Here is a 20,577-nt window from a genome sequence, read left to right as displayed (position 1 = left end):
AGCGAAGATCTGCTGCCCGGCGAGGGTCTCCCGCGGTCACCCCACAGTCAGCAGTACGACTGCCCCCGCCGCGCCCACCAGGCCCACCGCCTGCGCACGGGTGATCTTCTCGTGCAGGACGGTGAGGCCCAGGACCGTAGGAATGGCCGGGTACAGAGAGGCCAGTACGACGGCGACGGCCAGCATCTGCTGCTGGGTGGCGAGCAGGTAGAGGCTGAGACCGACGGCCGCGCCCGCGCCGATCCCCAAGGCCTGCACCTGCCGGGACCACGGCTCGCGGAAATGGCGGGCGTAGCGCACCGTACTCGGCGACAGGGCCGCGAGCGCCGCGAGCCGTCCGGCGGCCACCGGCCACAGCCCGCTGGCCGGGTCGGCCTGGGCGAGCCCTACGTACTGCACGGCGACCCCGAGGCTGGCGATCAACCCGTCCACGGCGGCAGGCCCGCCCCGCATGCGGTTTCCGCGCCGGACCCCTCCCCGAGCGACGAACCAAAGCGCGGGTACGGTGACGCCGATACCCAGCCACGCAAGCACGGTCGGGCGGTCGCCCAGGAAGCACACCCCGCACACCACCGACAGGGCCACGCCGGTCACGGCACTGACAGGGATCACTACGCTCATGGACCCGCGGCTCATGCCCCGGTTGAGGAAGTGCATGGCCGCACCCGATCCGATGCCGGACAGTGCGCCCCAGAACAGGTCCGTGGCCCGCACCGCATCGGCGGGAAGCACGAAAGCAGCGACGAGGGCGAGAGCCAGACCGCCGACCTGCCCCCAGTAGGTGACGACGGCGAAGTGGACCCGCCGGGACAACAGGCCGCCGGCGAAGTCCACCAGTCCGTAGCAGACCGCCGAGGCCAGCGCGAGAAGAGCACCCATGAGGCGTCGCGTACCCCTGCGGCCACACACGTACTCGAACGGATCGCGCAGCGCCGGAAACCTACGCACGGTTGAACTGAAGGCCCTCCACGCGTACGTCCGCGGCTTCGCAGAGATCCTTCGAACTCGCTCCGGCCCACCTCGAAGTTTGGATCACCGCTACCCGCATCACCGCTACCCGCACCCTGGACCTGCCCCGCCTGCATGGCTTCGCCACGGGTCTGGAGAAGGACTGGGATGCCGTGCTCCACGGCGGCGTGCCCTGCGGATGGTGACGAGTCCCAGGGCCATTGATCGTCCTCACGGAGTGTGTGCCAGAACCCAAAGGAAATGAACGAAGCCACACGGTCGCGTGCCATGGGTTGGCCCGCGCGGGGAAGGCGAGAAACATGACCCTCACGGCTTTCACGCATCGATCGCGATGGGCCGCACTGCTGGCGGCTGTTCCTCTCCTGGCCGCGTGCGGCGGGGACCCGGGCGCACGGCGCGATGGAGCGCCGCCAGAACTGGGCCGGGGAACGCATCTGGCGATCACGACCGACAACGGCGTGCGTCTGCGGCCGGCCGAAGACGACCGGGTGGTCATCGAGGCCCGGGTCGAAAGCCGTTGGTCCCACCGCGACGACACCTGGGTCCTCGATCTGTCCTGCGCCGGGCACGAGGAGACCGAGTCCGACGAGCAGGGCGATCACGAAGGGCAGTGCACCCGCATGCCTGCGGTCGGCATCCCCGCCGGCGTCCCGGTCACGGTCACCGCCAGGAACGCGGGCATCGACGTGGCCGGCGTCGCGACGGCGCTGGACCTGACCACGGTCAACGGGGATGTGACGGTCGCCCGGTCAGGCCTCGACGAGGCCACCGTCCGGATGGCCACCCGCAACGGCTCCGTGCGCGCCGGGACCCTGAGTTCGGCGCGTCTGCACGCGGAGACCGTCAACGGTGACGTGGCGCTCGGCAGTACCACCTCACCGTCCCTTATCGACGCCGTCACGACCAACGGCTCGGTGCGGGTGACGCTGCCCAGCGACGCGCCCGAGTACACCGTCGGCGCGACGACACGTAACGGCAGGACCTCGGTGGCGTTCCCCTCCGCCACGGAGCGGAAGGGCCACGCCATGACTCTGGCCACTGTCAACGGAGACGTCACAGCCACACGCGGCTGAGAGCGGTCAGGGGTGTTCGCCCGGTCCATCGGCGTGCGGGGCGAGGGGAGTGGGCGAGAGGGCGGTGTCCTCCTCGCCTGGCTCCAGCAGCGTGGCGGCTGGACCCACGACGAGTGAGTCCGGTTTGCCGACCGCCTCCTCGCTCTTCGCCGTGTAGTCGATACGGGCGAGCAGGCTGCGCATCGCTTCGAGGCGTGCCCGGCGCTTGTCGTTGCTCTTCACGACGGTCCAGGGCGCGTGCTCGGTGTCGGTGGCGCGGAACATGTCGACCTTCGCAGTGGTGTAGTCGTCCCAGCGGTCGAGGGAGTCGATATCGGTGGGGGAGAGCTTCCATTGACGGACCGGGTCGACCTGGCGGATGGCGAAGCGTGTGCGCTGCTCGGCGCGGGAGACCGAGAACCAGAACTTGACCATGATGATGCCGTCGTCGACGAGCATCTTCTCGAACTCCGGGCATTGCCCGAGGAAGAGCTCGTACTCGGACGGGCTGCAGAAGCCCATGACGCGTTCGACTCCGGCCCGGTTGTACCAGGAGCGGTCGAAGAACACGAGCTCACCGGGCGCCGGCAGATGGGCCACGTAGCGCTGGAAGTACCACTGGCCGCGCTCTCGGTCCGTGGGCTTGTCCAGGGCCACGATGCGCGCGCCACGCGGGTTGAGGCGCTCGGTGAACCGCTGGATGGTGCCGCCCTTCCCGGCGGCGTCCCGCCCCTCGCAGACCACCACGACCCGTGCGCCTGTGCTCTTGGTCCACCGCTGGAGCTTGAGCATCTCGATCTGCAGGATGCGCTTGATCCGTTCGTACTCCTTGCGGCGGATCTTGCGGTCGTAGGGGTAGTTCTCGCGCCAGGTCCTGATCGGCCTGCCCGCCTCGTCGAGCAGGATCGGCTGCTCGGGCCTGCTGGTGTCGACGGTCAAACCATCCAGCAGCTGCTCGTCCATCCGGTCACGGTCCATCTGGCCAAGCCTGTCAGCCGTCCGGGCGTAGCGCCACCAGACGCTGGGAGCGCCGAGCGCGGGCCCGCCTGCAAAGGTGTTTGTCCTGTTCAACGTGCGCGGCGCCCGAGCCCGCCCCGAAGTACACGCGGACGAGTCCGGCATCAGGGGGCCGCGGGGAGAAACGTGTCGGCCGTGGTGTGGAAGGCGTCGCGCGTGCAGACGGCCGCCAGGGGCGCCGGTGCCGGGCCGGAAGTGTCGAGTCGTGATCAATGAATGGTCGGGGTAATGCTGTGCCCGTACAGAGCTTGGGTCGTCAGCCCGTAAGGCCGGGTGCTCTCTCTCCTGGGCGGAGGCGATGACAGATGAGGGCCCGGCACTCGGTGCCGGGCCCTCATCTGTCATCGCCGGTGGCGGTCCGCTCCGGCGGAAGGGGGAGCCTGCCTCACTGGTCGAAGACGTCCTTCGCCTTCTCCTTGGCCTCACGGGCGTCGCCCTTGGCCTGGTCGGTCCGGCCTTCGGCGGTGAGGCGGTCGTTGCCCGTGGTGCGCCCCGCGGCTTCCTTGATCTTCCCCTTGGCCTGTTCGGTCTTGGCCTGGGCCTTTTCGTTGGCAGCCATGTCACTCACACCTTGCTGTGATCGACTTCAGGAACAACCAACGCCTGACCCGGATCAGCCTGTTGAAACGTCCCAGCTCGTGTCCTGTCGAACGGGTACGCAGAGGCACCCGGTCCTGGTGGGCGTCGTGCAGGAGTGCGGCGGTACAAGTCGGCGGCCCTCTGCCTGGGACGTGTAGGCGCCCTCGCGCACAGGTGAGGTGAGGGCGGGACGTCCGTGAATCCGGTGCCTCCTCCGCAGTGATCGACCGGACTTCTATGCCTGAAAGGATCACCCCGCCGAGCAGGCCCGCGGCACTGACCACGATGGTGGGCACGGGGAGGGGAGGCGAATGGCGGCGCTACTTCGAGGTGAACAGCTGGGCCTCGGTCGGAATGACCCGGGCCCATCTCCCGGGCACGAAGGAGAAAGGTTGGGGCCTGATTCCGGCCGGGATGATCCGGGATGATCCACTGGGGCGTATCCAAGACGGCCCTGGCGGTGGCCCGCGGCTTCGCGAAGGACGCCGCGGGCACGGGCGTGACGGTCAACTCTGTCATCGCCGGCCCCACGCACACCGGTGGTGTCGAAAAGTTCGTCTGCGAGTTGGTCGACAAGGATCTTCCGTGGGACCAGGCGCAACGCGCGTTCATGCGCAGCCATCGGCCGCAGTCCCTGGTGCAGCGGCACATCGAACCGGAGGAGATCGTCCACATGGTGGTCTGCCTCGCCTCCTCGTGCGCATCAGCGACCACGGGCGGTGCCCTGCGGGTGAACGGCTGTTACGTGGATTAGATCCTGCCCTGAGACCGGTCGGCGAAGGTGTGGCCTGAACGCAGGCCACACGGGTGAGCCGCCGACCTGGTGGTCGATGTCCCATCGGCGGGCCGGGGAACAACGCCCCCGGGTGCGCGGTGTCTCTCAGGTCTGCGGACGGCTGCCGTGGTTTGCGCCGTTCTTGCGGCGTGCCTTCTTCTTGCGGCGTCGTTTTGAGGACATCAAGCTCTCCCTGATCTGCATCGTTCGAATATTTCTACCGATTTGTCGCCCGTGGCGACCACTGACCCCATACCCGTTCGCACGGTGAAAAACTCTTTCGGCGGGTTCACGCGTCTGCTGGGTGTCACTGCGCCGGGGACTTTCGGACGGTCCCACGGGCTGGTTGCGGAGACTGTGGCCCCGGGTGGCAGGGAGGCTGTGCCGAGGCGATGAGTCGGCGCGGTGGCCCCCGCCCCACCGTCCCTTCGGGCACCGGTCGGTTCATGTACGGGGCGCATGGCGGTGAGGGGGACTGGGCAAGCTCCGTGGTCTCGGCACTCGCTGGAGCAGGAGCAAACGCGGCGACCGCCGCCAGGGCCTTCAGTCCCCGCCAAACGCCGAGAGGTCATCCGTAGCCGAATATCCGCGCTACGAAGTACGCGGCGAAGAAGATCGATCCCAGGAGGATCAGTCCTGCCCATAGCCTGGGGTGCTCCCAGATACCTCCGTCCGCCGGTTGTCGATGGACTTCACCTATGGAGCCCTCGGCCGGTGGTGTCTCTCCCGGTGAGGTCAGTGACATAGTCATACCTCCACCTTCGCCCCATTCCGCCGTTACAGCAGCGCGCGAAGACGCGACTGCCCCCAGGAGGTGCGCCTGCGCGTCGGTGGCGTCACACCTGCCACCCGTACGCGATGCTGCTCGTCGCACGGCATATCGGGGCGTTTGTCGCAGCAGAAGCCTTGTTCGGCGCCCACCGCGCGCGTCGGTGCGGGATCAGCGGCCTTGGGGCCGGATCCTCGATAAATTCCGAGAATCAGGGAAGCCGGAGCGATACGTGAGACGTACCGTCGTACGCGAGGAGCTGTCATGACCACCTTCGTCATCACTGTGCCGGGAACCATTGTCGCCGGCGTCACAGATACGTCCCGCGCGACTCTGGAGGGCAAGCTGGCTGAGCAGCACACCGACCTGAGCGAGAGTGAAGGGCTCGATCTGCTCACTGTCAACGATGACGGCACGTTCTCCATCCGCCTCGAAGTCGAAGCCGCAGACCAGTACCAGGCGGAACTGAATGCCGTGCGGCTCGTGTCCACCGCCCTGCAGGAGATGGGGTTCTCGGAGGAGGACGCACCTTTGGGAGCGCCTGCCGTCACTGGGATCGACAGCGACCTCTGACAGTGCGGCACCGATCAGGTTCAGTTCCAGTTGCTCACGAATAGGGGTCGGCCACGGCGGATTGATGGGTCATTCCTGTGGATGTTGAGCTCGCTCCGACGGCGATGAGTTCCTCTGTTTCCGGGAGATCCATTGCCTGGAGTATCAGTAGGTGTGAGCCGTTTCGGCTCTTGTGCCGGAATGGGCCGTAACGGTGTCACTGCTCCGGTGTCCTCTTGGGGGCTCCCGTTTCTGTCCCGGCCCGGGGCTGGGGGTCCTGCCACCTCCCCGCCACGTCTCGGCCAGGGGGGGGCACGGACGGGCGGTGCGGGTCCTGCGGTCGGCTCCACAGGGCTTCGGCCCCACCAGGTGGCGGGGACAAGGCCTCCGGCCACTCCGGTACCTGTCCTGCGGAGGGTGCGGGTGTTGCATGTGGCGAGGGCGACCAGGTGGTGCCCCGCGTTGTCGTCCCGGAATGCTCAGGGCCGTGAACCAGATGGCCTGCCCTACGTGTGCGACGTCGAAGACGCGACGGCACTTGCCGTACGTGGGGCGACGGCGTCCGGCGCACGGTGGTGCCCGCCGTCAGGCCCCGTAGGAGACGCGCACGTCCTTGAAGCCCAGGGAGTGCAGGAGACCCTCCAGCATTCTGGTGGTGTTGGCCTCGGCTCTCGTGGTCAGCCCGCTGCCCTTGGCGGCATCGCCGATGTGGGAGACCGCGAGTTTTTGTACAGCGTGTTCGCTGTTGGGGTTGTCCGAGAACACGTCGCCGAGGCGGTCGAGCAGCCCGCGCTGTTTGGAGACGGCGTAGGAGTGGTCGGCGTCCAGGGCGGGCTTGCCGAGCCGCGCGTGCGGGAGCCGCAGCGTGGCCGAGGTGCGGTCGTCGTTCACCGTCACGCCGTTCGTGCCGACCTGGCCGAGATCGACGTACGCCTCCACCGTGCCCGCACCCACATAGAGCGTACGGGAGCCGCGAACCGCGTCCGGCAGATACTTGGCGTCCTTCTCCAGGTCGACGACCACCTGAAAGTTTCCGGAGGCGGCGTCGTAGCGGCTCATGTCCTTGATGGACCTGAGGAGAGCGGGGCCTGAGCGGTCGGTCGTCTCGGTTCCGAGCAGGTCCTTGATGCCTGGCAGTACGGCCAGTCTGATTCCGGCGAACAGCACCACGAGCACCAGCACGAAGGCGGTCACCGCCTTCGCCCACATGGGCATGCGGCGGGGCAGCTGTCTGAGGGGAGTCGTCATCCGTTGGCCCTCCTTCCTGTACTCCGCATGCCCCCGGAAACCCTTAAGACTCAGGCAAGTTGAGGAGCATGCGCAGGAACAGAAGGCGGACTGGGGCGGAGGAAGGGGCGGTGCGCATCCGACCGCCGGGTGCCGCGGGGGCGACGCCCACGCGCTCGCGACGGCCCGATCAGGGCGGAGGACCGCATGCAACGCGCTCGGTCCGCCGGCCGGCCGAGGGGCCGTCGACACCCCGGAGCCAATCTACCGGTGAGGCAGCTTCGCGCGTGCGGAACCGGCGGCGGAGTGCATGGCCCGCTCCGTCCCGCTCGCGGCTGCCGAGGCGCCGGAGCCGACGGTGTCGATTGCAGCGTGCACGCGTCCGCCCGCCCTCGCCGCCGCGCGGTGGGCCTTCTTCCGGCCTCGCGTGGTGGCCGTGCGGGCACGGTAGGCCGCCGACGGTTTGCCGTGGGTGTCGGCTGCGCCGAGCAGCAGAGCGCCGAACAGCCCGATGCGCTGGGTGAATGCGAGGAGTTGGTCCTTCCGTAGCTCCGGGTCCTCCTCCTTCCACCAGGCGTGCTCGACGAGGGTGGCCGGCACGAGGGTCGCGGCCAGGACAAGGGAGGCAGTACGAGGGAGGCGCCCCAGAGCGAGCAGTCCGCCCCCACCGATCTGCACGGCGGCGTTGAGCTTCACCACGCGCAGAGGATCGCCGGCAGGGGCCCCGAGGCGCCGTGCCCATGACTCGGTGCCCGCTGCGAGGGGGAGTGGTCTGCGCAGCGCACGCGCCCCTTCGATGACAAACGGGGTTGCCAACAGAGGGCGGGTCATTCTTCTCAGGACAGCCATGGACCCCGTGTGCCCCTGGAACCAGCCGTCACACGCGACCGCCGCCCTCTCCGGTGCAGTCTTCACCTGCTCCTCCCGCGTCCGTTTCCCGGGCAGCTCGATCAGGACATGCGGGCGAGCGAGCTGATCGAGGGCCGCGGGTGGCAGCGGCGGTCGGTGGTCGGTGGTCCAGCGGATCCGGGAGGCCTCGGTCGTACCGATCCGCCGTTATCTGTGACGCCCCCAGGCGACGGCCGTTCCCGCGTCCAGAGCGTTGTGTTCCGCGTCCCCGAAACGGTCAGTGTGCCAAGGTGACCAGGATGGTCTTGCCCGGCTGCCGCTGAGGTAGACGGTGACGTTGCTGGCCAGCCGGAGGACCATCGGCCAGCCGAATCCGCCTGTTTCGCCGGTCATGTCCGGGACGCGGCACTGAGGAGGGGCGGGGCTGGGGTCGGCGACCCGGATGTTGAGCGCCCCGTCATCCGTGCCGAACGACACGGCGGTGACGGCTCCGGCATGCCGGAGCCGTCACCAGCTCCGAGGTGAGCAGGAGCAGATCCTGGACCGCCCGGGCGGACGGTGTCGGGTTCAGCCGCGCGACGAACGCGGCGGCAATCTCGGGCGCCTGATGCCCGCCGAGGTTGTGGGGCCACAGCCAGCGAGGGAGCTGCCGGGGAGGCTTCCTGCGTAGGCGTGCCATGGCGGAGGAGCCGGGTGCGACGGGCTGGCCGGTCATGCGAATTCACCCTGTGGAAAGGGTGGTGTCGGCTGTATCTGCCTCGTCTGCCCGGGCGACCCGCTCGTATCAGGAGATTGCTTCGCACGCGTGAAAGCCCGCTGTGGCGGGCGTGTGACGGCCCTCTCCGGGAAGGTGAGCGGGATCGGACAGTGCGGATGGGCCGGAAGAGCCTTCTTTCGGCGGCAGCCGCCGCGGCGAAGGGAAACAGCTCATGAACGAGTCCGTCGGCGGGGCACCCGACTCGGCCACGGTGATCACCGAGCCGGTGCCCGATATCCAGCTTCAGCTGCTGATTCAGCTGCTCGACCGGGAGATGCGTTCGGGCCTGCCGCTCACGCTGACCGTGCCGGCCGGGGTGCTGCACGGTGACGTGATCGGGCACGAGGCCTGGAAGGCGGACTGGGCCAGAAGCTTGCGGCAGGTCGAGGGCGAGGGTGCCAACCTCATCGCCGAGTTCCCCGAGACGGTGGACCAGGGCATCAAGGAGCTCCGCACCGACGAGGACACCCAGCTGCTCCCGCGGTGGATCCATCTGCGGGACGCCACACTCCTTCTCGGCGGTGCGGCTCCGCTGCGGCTGCCGCTGTGGCGCGGGCGGCTGTCCGATGTCTCGGGGTGGGCGCTCGGCCGGCCCGAGTAGCGGGCGCGCAGGAACGGGGCGGATCGGCACGGCGTGTGCCTGGGCCGCCCCGGCACCGTGAAACGGCCGGAGGAACGCTGGTGTCGCCGTGGGCGCTGGCAGCTGCTGCCAGTACTGGCAGGCACTGTCGTCGCGTTGCCGTTCGCCCTCTCTCCCCTCCTGAGACGCCGTACCGGTCGGCCGACGTGGCGGGCCCGGTGGTGGCTGGCCTTGCCCGGGTCGGTGGCCTGCGTCGGCCTGATCGTCACAGGTCCGGTGGCCGCCTGGGCCTTTCCCGTACCCGGGCTCCCCGAGCCGTCAGGCCGTTTCGCGGTCGGCACCCGCGTGGTGCAGTGGACCGACCCACGCTGCCCCGAGACCTTCACCGCCGATCCGCACGACCGGCGCACGGTCGTGGTCCAGCTCTGGTACCCCGCGCAGAAGAGCCCCGCAGGCACGCAGCGGGCCCAGTACCTCGGACGCACGGAGCACGAGGCGCGCACCGTCTCCGGCGCCCTCGCCCGCGAGGTCGGCCTGCCGGGCTTCCTGGTCGACGGCATCCCACGTGCCCACACCCATTCGGTCTTCAACGCCCCGGAAGCTGACGGGGGCGGACGCTTCCCCGTCGTGCTGTTCTCTCCGGGATCGGGCGAAGTGCGCACCCAGAACACCGCCTGGGCGGAGGAGCTGGCCGGCCATGGCTATGTGGTCGCCGCCCTCGACCACCCGTAACACCGCGACGAGCTACCGGCTCACCGTCCCCGGCGCCGCACACCTCACCTTCATGGACGGCACCCTGTACCTGCCGCCTGTGCCCTCGACAGTCGGCTCCCTGGGCCGCACCGAGAGCCCCCGCATCGTCGCCGCAACCACTCTCGCCTTCCTGGACACCACCCTGCGGGACAAATCCGGTGACCTGGCCGGCGTCCTGTCGGCCTACGGCGACCTCAGCGTCTACCGCCCAAGCAACAACCGCTGATCGGATGGGCGGCGGCAGCCGACGGCACGGCCGTTCCCCTTCCAGGCCGGAGGGCAGTCCGCGGTGCTGGTGAGTCCTTCTGCGAGTGCATACCTGCGGCCTGTCGGGGCTCTCCTGAAGGCACCCGGCAGGGGCGGACTGATCAGTTGCGCCGTGACCGTGAGGAACAGGAAGCACGACGGCAGTCCCCCTCGTTCCACGCTCTGGACGGCGTCAGTCTGCTCCGCAACTTCCGCTTCATCGAAGAGCGGGTGCACTGGAAGACCGAGCTCGGCATGCCCAAGGAACACATCGACAGGAACAGCCTGTGCAGCCTCGGGAACTTCGACTGACGGCTGCGCCCGATCTAGCCAGGGCGTGGACGGGGAGGTCGCCCGGGCTGCGACATGAAACAGCCGCATCCGCTGTGGGCGGACGAGGCCGAAGCCGAGGCCGGCAAGGTCCGCCTCGACGGACTGCACCGGGCGAAGGTCCGGCTCGCCGATGAGGTGCTCGTAGTCGGGGACTACATCGGTACCCCGCACGCGGGTCGAAATCGCCTACGCCCGGGAGTTGGGGAAGCCCGTCCGGTGCACGCACCCCGAGGTCGACCCGGCGGGGAAGCAGCGGTGAGTGACCTCAGCCTTCCCATCTCCAGCCGCGCCCGCCCACAAGCGGTCTGCTACACCTCGTTGAAGCCACGGGACGCGTCGTAGATGTCCAGATCGATGATGACTACGAAGAAGCTCGTCACCACGTAGTTGATCAGTATGTGGTCCTCCCAGACTTCGCGCGTCACAGAGTCAGTCGTGAAGGCGAGATGGCTGTTGGCGCCCTCAGGGTCGGCGGCAATCCTGTCCACGACACGCAGGAACGTGTCCCGATCTCTTGCAGGCATGTAGTGGTCCCGGAACCGGGCAACCTGCTCTGTGAACCGCACCTGTCTCTTCACCGGCGGGATTCTATGGAAGCGACGAAAGTATCTGCTCAGCGGGCTACCGCCACCGTGCCCCGCATGCGGCGCATCCCAGTTGACTACAGCCGGCCCGCCACCCGTCTCGCCACACGCCACGACGTTCCCCGACGGCGGCGCCGACGCCGCGTTCGGACCGTGCCCACCGGACGGTACCTATAACAGGCCTGTCCACACTGCGAGGCGCGCGCCAGAACGCTGAGTGCAACGCTGTCCCGGGCGCGCCGCTGAGAACGCGTTGCGGTCAGGAGTGCGAGGGCGGCGCGGCGGGGGCTCTCCGGCGCGGAGAGCGAAGCGGTGATCACCTCGAAGGAGAGGACCTTCGACACCCCGTCACTGCACAGCAGCAGTCTCGACACCGGACCACTGACCCGGACCGAGGCGATCCGCCCGGCCCTCAGCACACTGCGCGTCACGATGTGGTCGTAGCCGGACGAGATCTCCCGCGTCCACTCATGCGGGCTCTGCCGCATGGCCCCGCCCGGGTGTTTCCTTTGAGTCGCGCATCGTTGTGCTGAGCATGACCAGTCTTGCTGAACGGTGGTGCCCGAGAAGTTGTGGGAGCCGTTCCGGCGGGTGGTGCCGGAGAAAGTGGTCGCGGTCCATCTACGCCCTCCAGCACTGACACACCCGCACCAGGTCTGTCGCGTAGACCGGTTCGGCCACCGGTCGAAGAACCGCCGTTGCCCCGGGTCGGGGGCGTAGGGGTCGGTGCCGTCGTGGTCGGCAACATTCGCCCACCTGGTCCACCGCGAGAACGGTTGCGAGACGGCTGCCCCTACGACGGCATGCTGCGGGCGCTCGGCGGCGACGCCCCCGTCACCGTCACGGGACAGCACCGGGCCACCGGGCCGCTGAACGGGCCCGCGAATGCTCGTGCCCGTGCGGTAAGCCGCCGGCTGCTCCGGGCCCGGCGCACCGTCGACGACCTCCTGCACCGCATCCGCAACAACGTGACACCGGCAGCCGGTAGTTCACGGCCAGCGGTTACCGCACACCGGAGTGCGGATGAACGCGGCAGAGCCTCGCCCAGAAGATGTTCACGGATGCCGAGGCCCCGTCTTTGCGTACCGGCACCTTGCCCACCCCTCGGCCGGGCGCCCGGTACTGCAGGGCTCCACCGCGACGCCTCTCGTGCCCCATTGGAACGAGCACTTCAGTGGGCTGCTGGTACCCTGTCCGGCGGCTCGCTCAAGGCAGTTCCTCCTGCTGGAAGCGTGGATCGGCTGCATGTGGCAGGCATCGGGAGTTATAGTCCAGTCAGGGCCGGAGATACCTCGGGTACGGCGATTCACCATCGCACTGGCTCACCAGGAGGAGACCGGGGTTCGAGTCCCCGCCCGGCTTTCGAGCCGGTTCGTTCAGTTGGCAGGACACCTCCACTCTCACCCCTTCCCCCTGACGTCACGGGCGGTCCGTACCGGTCGATGTGGGACTGGTCAGGTGTGTCAGATGCAAGCCTCGGACGCCTTTGACCTCAAGCTCGTCCAGGATCGACTTCTGGCGTGTGCCGAGTTGGCGGACAACCTTGAGTGCCAGGTCCCCAGTGCTCGCGTGCTGGTACCAGTTGCCAAGGACCTCCAATGTGAGATCAACCAGAGCCCGTCCGCCCGCCGCGTCAAGGGTCCCGGTCTCGGATTCGAACCGGCCTTCGTGCAGCGCGGTGTTGCGGGTGGCGTACAGCCATTCCAGCGCTGCTTTGAAGCGGTCCTCGGCCTCCCGGCTCCACTTCACGGTGGCCTCAGCGTCCGAGAGGCGCTGCTGCCAGGTTCGCACCACGTGGGCTGCCCATCCTCCGACAGCGGGGGTCAGGAGATCGAGCGCGCTGACGGCCTCCGCAAGGTCTGCCGGCACCGCCGTGGGCGGCGCCAGGACGTCGAGCCAGCGGTTGACGTCCGCGATTCGTCCACGGCCGCTCGCCTCCGTCCAGCGGTCAAGCACCTCCAACGGCCGGCGAAAGGCGACCTCGGCCGCCGCGCACTCGCGCGTGCGAGCTTCGACAGTCTTCCGGCACGCTTCCACGGCCTCCCTGAGCTGGGGTGGGACCGCGCGGCCCTCGGCCGTTGCCCGGTCGTACTCACGCAGCACTCCTGCCCTGCGCTGCTCAGCAGACGCAAGCGCACTGGTTGCGGCAGTGTGCCTGCCGAGCGCCGCCACGCGTAGCTCCTGGTAGGCGGACGTCACCTGCTGGCGCAGGGCCTGCAGGCTCAAGGTCTTCGCGAGGGCTTGCGTTCCGGACTTCAGGCCAAGTGCCTCGATCGTCGCCCAGCACAAGCCCGTACTGGCCGTCAGGCCCTGCGTGGACCGGGCGATGTGGGCTGTTCGCATGCCTTCGTGCAACTGAGGCGGCCAGTGGCCAGTCAGCGGCTTTGCCGCAGCGGGGGCGGACAGGCTTCCCGCGAAGCGCCTCGTGCGCCCAGTAGCCTCTCCGCAGACGAGGGTCTCTTCGCCCAGCCGCAGCTCGGCGAGACGGTGGCCGGCCACGTACTGGTCCAGCAGTTCGGCGGCCTTACGGCGACCGATGAGCATCGCCGCGCCGTGATCGCAGGCAGGCACCCGGAACGTCAACAGCACTGCTTTGGGGCTGCCGCCCGCCCATACCCCCCGCTGCTCCATGCGCGCCCTCACCACCGCGGCCAGGGCGCCCAGTTCGGCCTTCCCGTAGGCCCACTTCGCGGGCAGCCCATCGAGCGGGAACTGTACGCAATCGGCGTCCGCAGGCATCAGCCAACCTGCGTTGGCCAGCCCGGCAGCGCCTTCCACCACCAAGACCACCCTAAAAGGCGCCGGTGCCGGGAGCAGCACATCGATCAAGTCCTTGCCGCCGACCGGGTCCGGATGGCGCAGGAGGGCGTGCACGTCGTCAAGCAGGAGGTCGTAGTCTCGCTCGCTCGACAGGCACAGCGCCGCTGTCTCGGCGGCAATCCACGCCAGGCAGTCGTTTGACGGCGGTGACTGCCACGCACGGGCCGCGAGGTCGGCGATCGCGTCCTGGAAATCGAGCCGATGGCGGTCCATCACCTTCGCCAGCGCACGACACTGTGCGGGCTGCTTCAACTGGCCGGCACCATCATTCACGATCTTGTGGAGGAAGGCCTTGGCATCGGCGAGACGCTGATCGGCCGCGGCGAAGGTACAGGCCCTGTCGACTGCGTTCTTCGCGTCGATCTGGATGCGGAAAGCCGGGACCTCATAGGGCTGTGCCGTCTTGGCATTGGCCGCGGTGCCGCGGGAATGCAGGACCGCGTGCGCCCTGGAGAGAGCGACCGCCGCTGTGCCCGGCGAGGCAGCGTGCTGAGTGAGCAGGCCGCGGGGATCCAGTGCTCGCAGGATCCCGCCCAGGAGAACCTGCTGGCCGTCCCTGATCCCTCGCTGCGCGAAGCGCTGGACAAGTTCGGCTTCCGCTCCCACATTCGACATGACCGCACCCTACTGGGGCGACTGCGGTCATCCTCAGGGATGAGTCCGGCTTCGCGGACCTGGCGGAGCTCCGGGAGCGGCGTCGGTGAGCGGAGCACAGCCGAATGCCGTCCGCTTCTCCCCGCACGCCGCCAAGAGGCCGTCCTCGTAGGCGGGGGACGCGCAGGCGGGCCATGACCTTGGTGAAGGCAGGTGCATCACCGGCTTGTCCGGCGGCCGGCGCGTCCGGCTACCTGCTCAAGGCCGAACGCCCGGAGGAACTCTTCGCCGCCATCCACTCCGCCGCCCAGGGCCGTCCAGCGCTCTCCGCGCCCTTCGCCCCCCGGGTTATGGCCGGCCTGCGCGGCCCGCGCATCTCCACCCGTGCGCGGCCCCGCCGGGACACGACGTCGCCGGTCCCGGCCAGACGGGTGCCGGCCGGGACCGGTCGCCCGTGGGTTCCAGGCGGACGACGATGCCCTTGGAGGTGGGCTGGTTGCTCGACCTCGGGCGCTGCAGATGCAGCCGATCTGCTGGTGTCCGCCGCTATGGGTGGCCCAGAGCTGGTTGTGGGGGGGCGAGGGGCCATCGACGTCCCCGCCACGGCCAAGAACCCAGCCCGCACCTGGAAAGCCGCCTCAGGCCGTCGGGGTTGGTGAGGGTGTCGGCGGCGTTCCAGTGATGTCGAGGGGGAGGGTGGTGGCGCCGCGGGGGCGGGTGCGGGTCCAGGTCCAGCAGAACCCGGTGGTGGTGCGGGCGGTGTGTCCGGCGGTGGTGGCCTGTTCGATCCAGTGCTGGAGCTGGAAGGGGTCGTCGGCGAGATCAAGGCCGTAGTTGTCGTGTCGGGTCCCGGGGGGTGGGGGTGCCGTAGAGGAGGTTGTCGACCCAGGTGGTGTAGGCGGCGGAGCCGTTGCACCGGAACGAGCCTGCCAGCTCGCAGTGGTGGTGGGCGCGTCCCATGGCCCAGGCGGCGTCGCGCAGTTCCTCCACGGTGGTGCCCTCGCCCGGGCGGATGATCTGGCGTTCATCGAGGAACACCACGGCCAGCGGCACCTTGTGCAGGACCTCGGCCAGGGCAGGTGCCAGCCTGTCGTTTGACCTGGCCATGCGCTGGGCCTCGTCGACGATGACGGACCCGGCGTGTTGTGCGGCGTGGTAGAGGTGGAGACGGGGGAAACAGGTCACGCGGCTGCGCCTGTCCGCCGGCTGCCTCGAGGAGATGGGCGGGCAGGGTTCCTGACGGCGTCACGAACCGCGGCCGGCTTCGCTCCTGGTAATGCATCGGATAACCGAGCAGGCGCACAGCGAGAGCGGTCTTGCCGCTGCCCGGCCCGCCGCTCACGGTGACGACCCCACCCTTAGGGTCGCCCTCCAGTAGAGCGGCGACGAGGGCGCGGATCTGTACGCAGGCGCCCTGCCTGCCGCGCACGAACGCCTTCGCCATCGCCGAGACGTCCCCGGGAACGCCAGCTCAGCCGTTCAGGGACGCCCTCACCGATGGAGGGGGCACCGACGCGGATGATCGGGCGGATCCCGGCCGGCCCGCGGAGCGGGTATGTGCGGCGCTGATGTGTCCTCAGACGCGCGATTCCACCAGGTCGTCGGTATGGAAGGTGCGGCGGTAGGAGGCGGGTGAGACACCGAAGGCGGTGCGCATGTGGGCGCGCAGGGAGTTGGTGGAGCCGAAGCCGCAGCGGTGGGCGACCAGGTCGATGGACAGGTCGGTGGTTTCCAGCAATTGCTTGGCCAGTTCCAGGCGTTGCGCGGTGAGCCACTGCACGGGGGTCATGCCGACCTCGTCGCGGAAGCGGCGGGTGAAGGAGCGCAGGCTCATCCGGGCGTGTTCGGCCAGGCGGTTCAGGGAGAGGGGTTCGCCGAGGTGTTCCAGGGCCCAGGCGCGGGTGGAGGTGGTGGCTGCGATGGTGGGTTCGGGCACCGGGCGGTCGATGTACTGGGCCTGGCCGCCGTCCCGCCAGGGCGGGACGACGCACATGCGCGCGGCGCGGTTGGCGGCGGCGGCGCCGTGGTCGCGGCGGATCATGTGCAGGCACAGGTCGACGCCGGCGGCGACGCCCGCGGAGGTCAGGACGTCGCCGTCGTCGACGAAGAGGACCTCCTCGTCGACCTTGACGCGGGGGTAGGCGCGGCGGAACTCGGGGGCGAGGTTCCAGTGGGTGGTGGCGGGCCGGCCGTCGAGGAGGCCTGCGGCGGCCAGGACGTAGGAGCCGGTGCAGATGGACACCAGGCGGGTGCCGGGCCGGATGCCGGCGATGGCCGCGGTGACCTCGGGCGGCAGCGGGCCGCCGCGGCCCAGCTCGGGCATGGCGTGCGTGGGCGGGACGATCACGGTGTCCGCGGCGGCCAGGGCCTCGGGACCGGCTGCGGGCTGCACGGTGAACCCGGCGTCGCTGAGGACCGGGGCGCCGTCGGCGGTACAGACGGTGACCTCGTACAGCGGGCGTGAGCCGGCGTCCAGGACGCTGCCGAAGACGCGGGAGGGGATGCCGAGTTCGAAGGGCGGGACGCCGGGCAGGGCAAGGACGGCGATGCGGTGCCGCCCGGCCGCGTCGGCGCTCGGGTCGGGGCGGGGGTCGGTGCACGGCCACTGCATCTCGCTCATGGCCAGATCCTGTCACATAGTGGCCAGACGGCCAACACCATGGTGGGGGCGGGTGCCGGATCGTGGACTGCGTCGCGCCGGGAAGGGTCCGGGCGGCCGGTATCCGATCAAGACGGAAAAGAGTGAGGTGGACAGCATGCGTGCGGTGGTCGTGGAGAAGTGGGGCGGACCGGAGATGCTCGTGGAGCGTGAGGTCGCCCGGCCCGAGCCGGGACTGAACGAGGTCCTGGTGCGAGTCCACGCGGCCGGTGTGAACCCGGTGGACTTCAAGACCCGAGCCAGCGGGGCACTGATCGAGTGGGGCGAGGTCCCGGCGGTCGGCTGGGACGTCTCCGGCACCGTGGAGGCCGTCGGACCGGGCGTGGGGATATTCCGCCCCGGGGACGAGGTGTACGGCATGCCGCTGTTCCCGCGACAGGCCGGCGCCTACGCCGAGTACGTCGTCGCCCCGGCCCGCCACTTCGCGCCCAAGCCGGCGAACCTCACCCACGTCCAGGCGGCGGCGCTGCCGCTGGCCGCGCTGACCGCCTGGCAGGCCCTGGTGGACACCGCCTCGGTGCGCACCGGTGAGCGGGTGCTGGTGCACGCGGCGGCCGGCGGGGTCGGCCACCTTGCCGTGCAGATCGCCAAGGCCCGCGGCGCGTACGTCATCGGCACGGCCAGCGCCGGCAAGCACGACCTGCTGCGGCAGCTGGGCGCGGACGAGGTGATCGACTACCGCACGGTCCGCTTCGAGGACGCCGTCGGGAACGTGGACGTGGTGCTGGACGGGCTCGGCGGCCAGAACGCCGAGCGGTCCCTGACGGTGTTGCGCCCGGGCGGCCGGCTGATCACCCTGCCCGGTCCCGACGACGTCCCCGCCGACGTCCCCGGCGACGTGCGGGCGGTGTGGATGCTGGTCGAGCCCGACCACCTGGGTCTGCGCGAGATCGCCGCCCTGGCCGAGCGGGGCGCGCTCACGCCCGTGGTCGAGACCGTCGTCCCGCTGGCCGAGGCCGCGAAGGCGCACGAGATCGGCGAGCAGGGCCGCACTACCGGGAAGATCGTTCTGAGCGTCGCCTGACGACGGCCGCCCTGGCCGGGGCGGCTGCGGGCAGGTGGAGCGGGACTGGAGCCCCGGGACCGACCGGTCCCAGGGCTCCGGGCGCGGCATGCGGGCGCACGTGGGCACAAACAGGCCAGTGAAGTGCCAGACCTCCGTATGAGTATGCGAGTTGCGATGTCTCGACCCACCACGAAAGGCACCACCGTGGCTTCATCGGACGGGCTGGCCGACGCCCGCGAAGGAATCGCGCCTGGCGTTCTACAAGGCAATCACCGAACAGGTCAACGGCGTAGCGGACAGCAACATGACCCCGCAGGCGGCAGCTGCCGCGCTCAAGGAGTTGGCCGAGGCGTTCGCCTGGGCAACGGCCACGGCGCAGCCTCACTGACCCAGCAGCACCGGCGCCCGCGATCTGCACCAGTCGCGGGCGCCGGCCAGTTCAACAACGGCATGGCTTTATTCACCAGTAGTGGTTCTGGCTCGCTTGGCTCAGGACAAGCTTTCGAGGAAAAGCTGACCCCCGACATGACCGGGTTCCTCGCCTTGTGCCAGACGCAACTGTCACGAGAGGAATCGGAGATCCTCTGCGGCTGGACCGTGCTCGTGCCTTTCTCGCTCGATGAGGAGATTTGGTTGCCCATCGAATCCGGCGACCACGAGTCCATGGTCGCCGGCGCTCCTCAGGTACTACCGCTCGCCGAGAAGCTGGCGGCAGCCATCGATCTGCCAGCAGAAACCCCGGCAACATGCGACAACCTCGACCTGAGCACGTGGTTCAGGCACCAAGCAAAGGAACTGGCCACTACTCGAACAGGACCGTGGACCAAGGACCTGGACACCAGCGAAGATCACCCACCGTGCACGCATCACGGAAAGCGAGCCAGAACCGCTTGAAGTAAACGAAGCCACCCGGGAGATGCCCATCTCGGCCGCCAGGTGGGCGATCGGGCGGTGTTGGCAACGCAGTATGAGTCGCAGCCGTCCTTCGGGGGACAGCGGAGCATCGCGGTGAATCACTGGTGTTCCTAACGCCAGGGATCGAGGGCGAGCTTGCCCTGGGTCTGACCCGCTTCGAGTTGCTGCAGCAGCATCGCCCCCTCAGCCAGAGAATGAACCTGAGGGGTGCCGGGCGGGTACACGTCGTGGGCGATGAGCGCCTCGATCTCGACGAGCAACGACTGGTAGATGGACGGGGCCGTGACCGCCAGCGCACCGATGTGCAGACCCTTGACTTGAACCTGGTGGGTGAAGACCAGGTCGTGTGTGGTCAGCGTGGCGTCGCCGGAAGCGGCGCCGAAGACGACGATGCGTCCGGTGAAGGGTTTGGTGACCGACAGGCTGGTCTTGAACGTGGCCTGCCCCACTGATTCCAGGACCAGGTCGACACCGCCCGTCAGGCGGGTGATCTCCTCAGTCAGATCGGGGAGTCGGCTGTCCAGAACCTCGTCGGCGCCGAGGGCTTTGACGGCGTGGTGCTTTGCTGGCGAGGCCGTGGCGATCACGCGCGCACCGTAGTGACGGGCGAGGCGGACGGCGGCCTGCCCCACGCCTCCGGCGGCGGCATGGACGAGCACGACCTCACCCGTCTTGATCTCGCCCAACGGCTTCAGCGCTGCCAGGGCTGTGGCCCAGTTCAACACCATGCCGAGGGCGGCGGCATCGCTCCAGCCGGACGGCACCGGAAGCACACCCGCAGCCGGCATCGGCATGTACTGCGCGAAGGCCCCCGGGCCGGCTCCGACGACGTGAGTGCCGAGTGGCAGCGGACTCTCGACATCCGGGCCGACACCCACGATCTCACCTGCGGCCTCGAAGCCCGCGACATAAGGGGCCTGAGGGCCTCCCCCGTATGTCCCACGGGTCTGCATGACGTCAGCGAAGTTGACCCCGGCAGCGCCCACGCGGACCAGGTACTCACCGGGCCCCGGGCTTGGGCGACGCTGATCGGTCGTGAGGGTCAGTTCCTGCGGCCCCCGGTGCGACCGCTGGACCAGTACTCGCATCGTCTGCTCAGCGGTGTCCTGCTGCTCGTTGATCTCCATGCAGCGAACGTAGAAGTCTGACACTTACGTCAAGGTCAAGCGGCGGTCAGAGATCAGTACGGCGGGCCTCGCGAAGGTAGGCGTCGAGTGCCGCCTGCTGATCGCTGAGAACGGCGATGCGAGCAGCGAGCCGATCGCGATAGCTGTGCACCTCGTGCAGGAACTCCGCGCACACCGCGTCGGTGCCGCCATCGGAGCCGCCAGTGAGGCGGGGCAGGAGCTCCTTGATCAACCGGACAGGCAGCCCGGACTCCAGCAGTGTGCGGATGACGAGCACCCGGTCGATCGTGGACTGGCAGTAGTCACGGAACCCATTGCTGAAACGGCCGGGGACGATCAAGCCCTCGTCCTCGTAATGCCGCAACGATCTCGCACTCACACCGCTGACCCTGGAAGCCTCACTGATCTTCATAC

Annotated in this window: 21 protein-coding genes and 5 pseudogenes; 11 read left to right on the top strand and 15 right to left on the bottom strand. The window is 69.0% G+C overall.

Annotated features, from left to right (window positions below):
- Nucleotides 1-36: 36 nt before the first annotated feature.
- Nucleotides 37-879, bottom strand: coding sequence for an EamA family transporter (locus ABTX18_RS23885; RefSeq protein WP_352124762.1), 843 nt, complete (start codon nucleotides 877-879; stop codon nucleotides 37-39).
- A 389-nt stretch (nucleotides 880-1,268) separates the two neighbouring features.
- On the opposite strand from ABTX18_RS23885, the gene ABTX18_RS23880 reads away from it, so the two are divergent.
- Nucleotides 1,269-2,042: a DUF4097 family beta strand repeat-containing protein gene (locus ABTX18_RS23880; protein ID WP_352124761.1), complete on the top strand. Its 774-nt coding sequence runs from the start codon at nucleotides 1,269-1,271 to the stop codon at nucleotides 2,040-2,042.
- Between the two features lie 6 nt (nucleotides 2,043-2,048).
- Here the strand turns inward: ABTX18_RS23880 and ppk2 are convergent, their stop codons facing one another.
- Nucleotides 2,049-2,999, bottom strand: coding sequence for a polyphosphate kinase 2 (gene ppk2 / locus ABTX18_RS23875; RefSeq protein ID WP_352124760.1), 951 nt, complete (start codon nucleotides 2,997-2,999; stop codon nucleotides 2,049-2,051).
- Between the two features lie 424 nt (nucleotides 3,000-3,423).
- Entirely contained in the window at nucleotides 3,424-3,597 is a 174-nt protein-coding gene (locus ABTX18_RS23870) for a CsbD family protein (RefSeq protein WP_352124759.1), read from the bottom strand.
- A 329-nt stretch (nucleotides 3,598-3,926) separates the two neighbouring features.
- On the opposite strand from ABTX18_RS23870, the pseudogene ABTX18_RS23865 reads away from it, so the two are divergent.
- Nucleotides 3,927-4,371 (top strand): annotated as a pseudogene (locus ABTX18_RS23865) (SDR family oxidoreductase); the annotation flags it as partial.
- A gap of 126 nt (nucleotides 4,372-4,497) precedes the next feature.
- On the opposite strand, the gene ABTX18_RS35860 reads toward ABTX18_RS23865, so the two are convergent.
- Nucleotides 4,498-4,575, bottom strand: a complete 78-nt coding sequence (locus ABTX18_RS35860; protein ID WP_371604899.1) for a 50S ribosomal protein bL37 — start codon at nucleotides 4,573-4,575, stop codon at nucleotides 4,498-4,500.
- Nucleotides 4,576-4,960: 385 nt separating this feature from the next.
- Entirely contained in the window at nucleotides 4,961-5,143 is a 183-nt protein-coding gene (locus ABTX18_RS23860) for a DUF6480 family protein (RefSeq protein WP_352124758.1), read from the bottom strand.
- Nucleotides 5,144-5,425: 282 nt separating this feature from the next.
- Between ABTX18_RS23860 and ABTX18_RS23855 the strand changes: the two genes are divergently transcribed.
- Entirely contained in the window at nucleotides 5,426-5,734 is a 309-nt protein-coding gene (locus tag ABTX18_RS23855) for a hypothetical protein (protein ID WP_352124757.1), read from the top strand.
- Nucleotides 5,735-6,298: 564 nt separating this feature from the next.
- On the opposite strand, the gene ABTX18_RS23850 is transcribed toward ABTX18_RS23855, so the two are convergent.
- The 3 genes from ABTX18_RS23850 to ABTX18_RS23840 form a co-directional block, all read right to left on the bottom strand.
- Nucleotides 6,299-6,961 (bottom strand): DUF4230 domain-containing protein, encoded by a 663-nt coding sequence (locus ABTX18_RS23850; RefSeq protein ID WP_352124756.1) that lies wholly within the window; start codon nucleotides 6,959-6,961, stop codon nucleotides 6,299-6,301.
- Between the two features lie 243 nt (nucleotides 6,962-7,204).
- Nucleotides 7,205-7,771, bottom strand: coding sequence for a DoxX family membrane protein (locus tag ABTX18_RS23845; protein WP_352124755.1), 567 nt, complete (start codon nucleotides 7,769-7,771; stop codon nucleotides 7,205-7,207).
- A gap of 475 nt (nucleotides 7,772-8,246) precedes the next feature.
- Nucleotides 8,247-8,504, bottom strand: a complete 258-nt coding sequence (locus ABTX18_RS23840) for a hypothetical protein (protein ID WP_352124754.1) — start codon at nucleotides 8,502-8,504, stop codon at nucleotides 8,247-8,249.
- 214 nt (nucleotides 8,505-8,718) lie between these two features.
- Here ABTX18_RS23840 and ABTX18_RS23835 point away from each other — a divergent pair, with 214 nt between their 5' ends.
- The 4 genes and pseudogenes from ABTX18_RS23835 to ABTX18_RS23820 all read left to right on the top strand — a co-directional run.
- Complete coding sequence (locus tag ABTX18_RS23835) at nucleotides 8,719-9,147, top strand: GvpU-like protein (protein WP_352124753.1); 429 nt, start codon at nucleotides 8,719-8,721, stop codon at nucleotides 9,145-9,147.
- Nucleotides 9,148-9,240: 93 nt separating this feature from the next.
- Nucleotides 9,241-10,105, top strand: a pseudogene (locus ABTX18_RS23830) (alpha/beta hydrolase); the annotation flags it as partial.
- Between the two features lie 146 nt (nucleotides 10,106-10,251).
- Nucleotides 10,252-10,437: a hypothetical protein gene (locus tag ABTX18_RS23825; RefSeq protein WP_352124752.1), complete on the top strand. Its 186-nt coding sequence runs from the start codon at nucleotides 10,252-10,254 to the stop codon at nucleotides 10,435-10,437.
- A 39-nt stretch (nucleotides 10,438-10,476) separates the two neighbouring features.
- Nucleotides 10,477-10,717: pseudogene (locus ABTX18_RS23820) on the top strand (hypothetical protein); the annotation flags it as partial.
- A gap of 49 nt (nucleotides 10,718-10,766) precedes the next feature.
- On the opposite strand, the gene ABTX18_RS23815 reads toward ABTX18_RS23820, so the two are convergent.
- On the bottom strand, nucleotides 10,767-11,036 hold the full coding sequence (locus ABTX18_RS23815; protein WP_352124751.1) for a hypothetical protein: 270 nt from the start codon (nucleotides 11,034-11,036) through the stop codon (nucleotides 10,767-10,769).
- Between the two features lie 318 nt (nucleotides 11,037-11,354).
- Between ABTX18_RS23815 and ABTX18_RS23810 the strand changes: the two genes are divergently transcribed.
- Nucleotides 11,355-11,486 carry a hypothetical protein gene (locus ABTX18_RS23810; protein ID WP_352124750.1) on the top strand — a complete coding sequence of 44 codons (132 nt, stop codon included), beginning with the start codon at nucleotides 11,355-11,357 and terminating at the stop codon, nucleotides 11,484-11,486.
- Between the two features lie 975 nt (nucleotides 11,487-12,461).
- On the opposite strand, the gene ABTX18_RS23805 is transcribed toward ABTX18_RS23810, so the two are convergent.
- Nucleotides 12,462-14,477, bottom strand: a complete 2,016-nt coding sequence (locus tag ABTX18_RS23805; protein WP_352124749.1) for a hypothetical protein — start codon at nucleotides 14,475-14,477, stop codon at nucleotides 12,462-12,464.
- 215 nt (nucleotides 14,478-14,692) lie between these two features.
- Between ABTX18_RS23805 and ABTX18_RS23800 the strand changes: the two are divergent.
- Nucleotides 14,693-14,854: pseudogene (locus ABTX18_RS23800) on the top strand (DNA-binding response regulator); the annotation flags it as partial.
- 424 nt (nucleotides 14,855-15,278) lie between these two features.
- On the opposite strand, the gene ABTX18_RS23795 reads toward ABTX18_RS23800, so the two are convergent.
- Both ABTX18_RS23795 and ABTX18_RS23790 read right to left on the bottom strand, forming a co-directional pair.
- Nucleotides 15,279-15,641: a DNA/RNA helicase domain-containing protein gene (locus ABTX18_RS23795; RefSeq protein WP_352124748.1), complete on the bottom strand. Its 363-nt coding sequence runs from the start codon at nucleotides 15,639-15,641 to the stop codon at nucleotides 15,279-15,281.
- Nucleotides 15,642-16,032: 391 nt separating this feature from the next.
- Nucleotides 16,033-17,076, bottom strand: coding sequence for a GlxA family transcriptional regulator (locus tag ABTX18_RS23790; RefSeq protein WP_503061193.1), 1,044 nt, complete (start codon nucleotides 17,074-17,076; stop codon nucleotides 16,033-16,035).
- Nucleotides 17,077-17,212: 136 nt separating this feature from the next.
- On the opposite strand from ABTX18_RS23790, the gene ABTX18_RS23785 reads away from it, so the two are divergent.
- Together ABTX18_RS23785 and ABTX18_RS23780 are read left to right on the top strand one after the other, a co-directional pair.
- Nucleotides 17,213-18,139: an NADP-dependent oxidoreductase gene (locus ABTX18_RS23785; protein ID WP_352124747.1), complete on the top strand. Its 927-nt coding sequence runs from the start codon at nucleotides 17,213-17,215 to the stop codon at nucleotides 18,137-18,139.
- A 432-nt stretch (nucleotides 18,140-18,571) separates the two neighbouring features.
- The gene (locus ABTX18_RS23780) at nucleotides 18,572-19,015 is read left to right on the top strand and encodes a hypothetical protein (protein WP_352124859.1); all 444 of its coding nucleotides are present in this window, start codon (nucleotides 18,572-18,574) and stop codon (nucleotides 19,013-19,015) included.
- Nucleotides 19,016-19,030: 15 nt separating this feature from the next.
- On the opposite strand, the pseudogene ABTX18_RS23775 reads toward ABTX18_RS23780, so the two are convergent.
- The 3 genes and pseudogenes from ABTX18_RS23775 to ABTX18_RS23765 all read right to left on the bottom strand — a co-directional run.
- Nucleotides 19,031-19,138: pseudogene (locus ABTX18_RS23775) on the bottom strand (IS481 family transposase); the annotation flags it as partial.
- A gap of 8 nt (nucleotides 19,139-19,146) precedes the next feature.
- Entirely contained in the window at nucleotides 19,147-20,163 is a 1,017-nt protein-coding gene (locus ABTX18_RS23770) for an NADPH:quinone oxidoreductase family protein (RefSeq protein ID WP_352124746.1), read from the bottom strand.
- Nucleotides 20,164-20,209: 46 nt separating this feature from the next.
- Nucleotides 20,210-20,575: a MerR family transcriptional regulator gene (locus ABTX18_RS23765; protein WP_352124745.1), complete on the bottom strand. Its 366-nt coding sequence runs from the start codon at nucleotides 20,573-20,575 to the stop codon at nucleotides 20,210-20,212.
- Nucleotides 20,576-20,577: the final 2 nt, after the last annotated feature.

The organism is Streptomyces sp. NPDC096323 (genome assembly GCF_040302845.1).
Taxonomy (GTDB): domain Bacteria; phylum Actinomycetota; class Actinomycetes; order Streptomycetales; family Streptomycetaceae; genus Streptomyces.
This window is presented reverse-complemented; position numbering and strand designations above follow the sequence as displayed.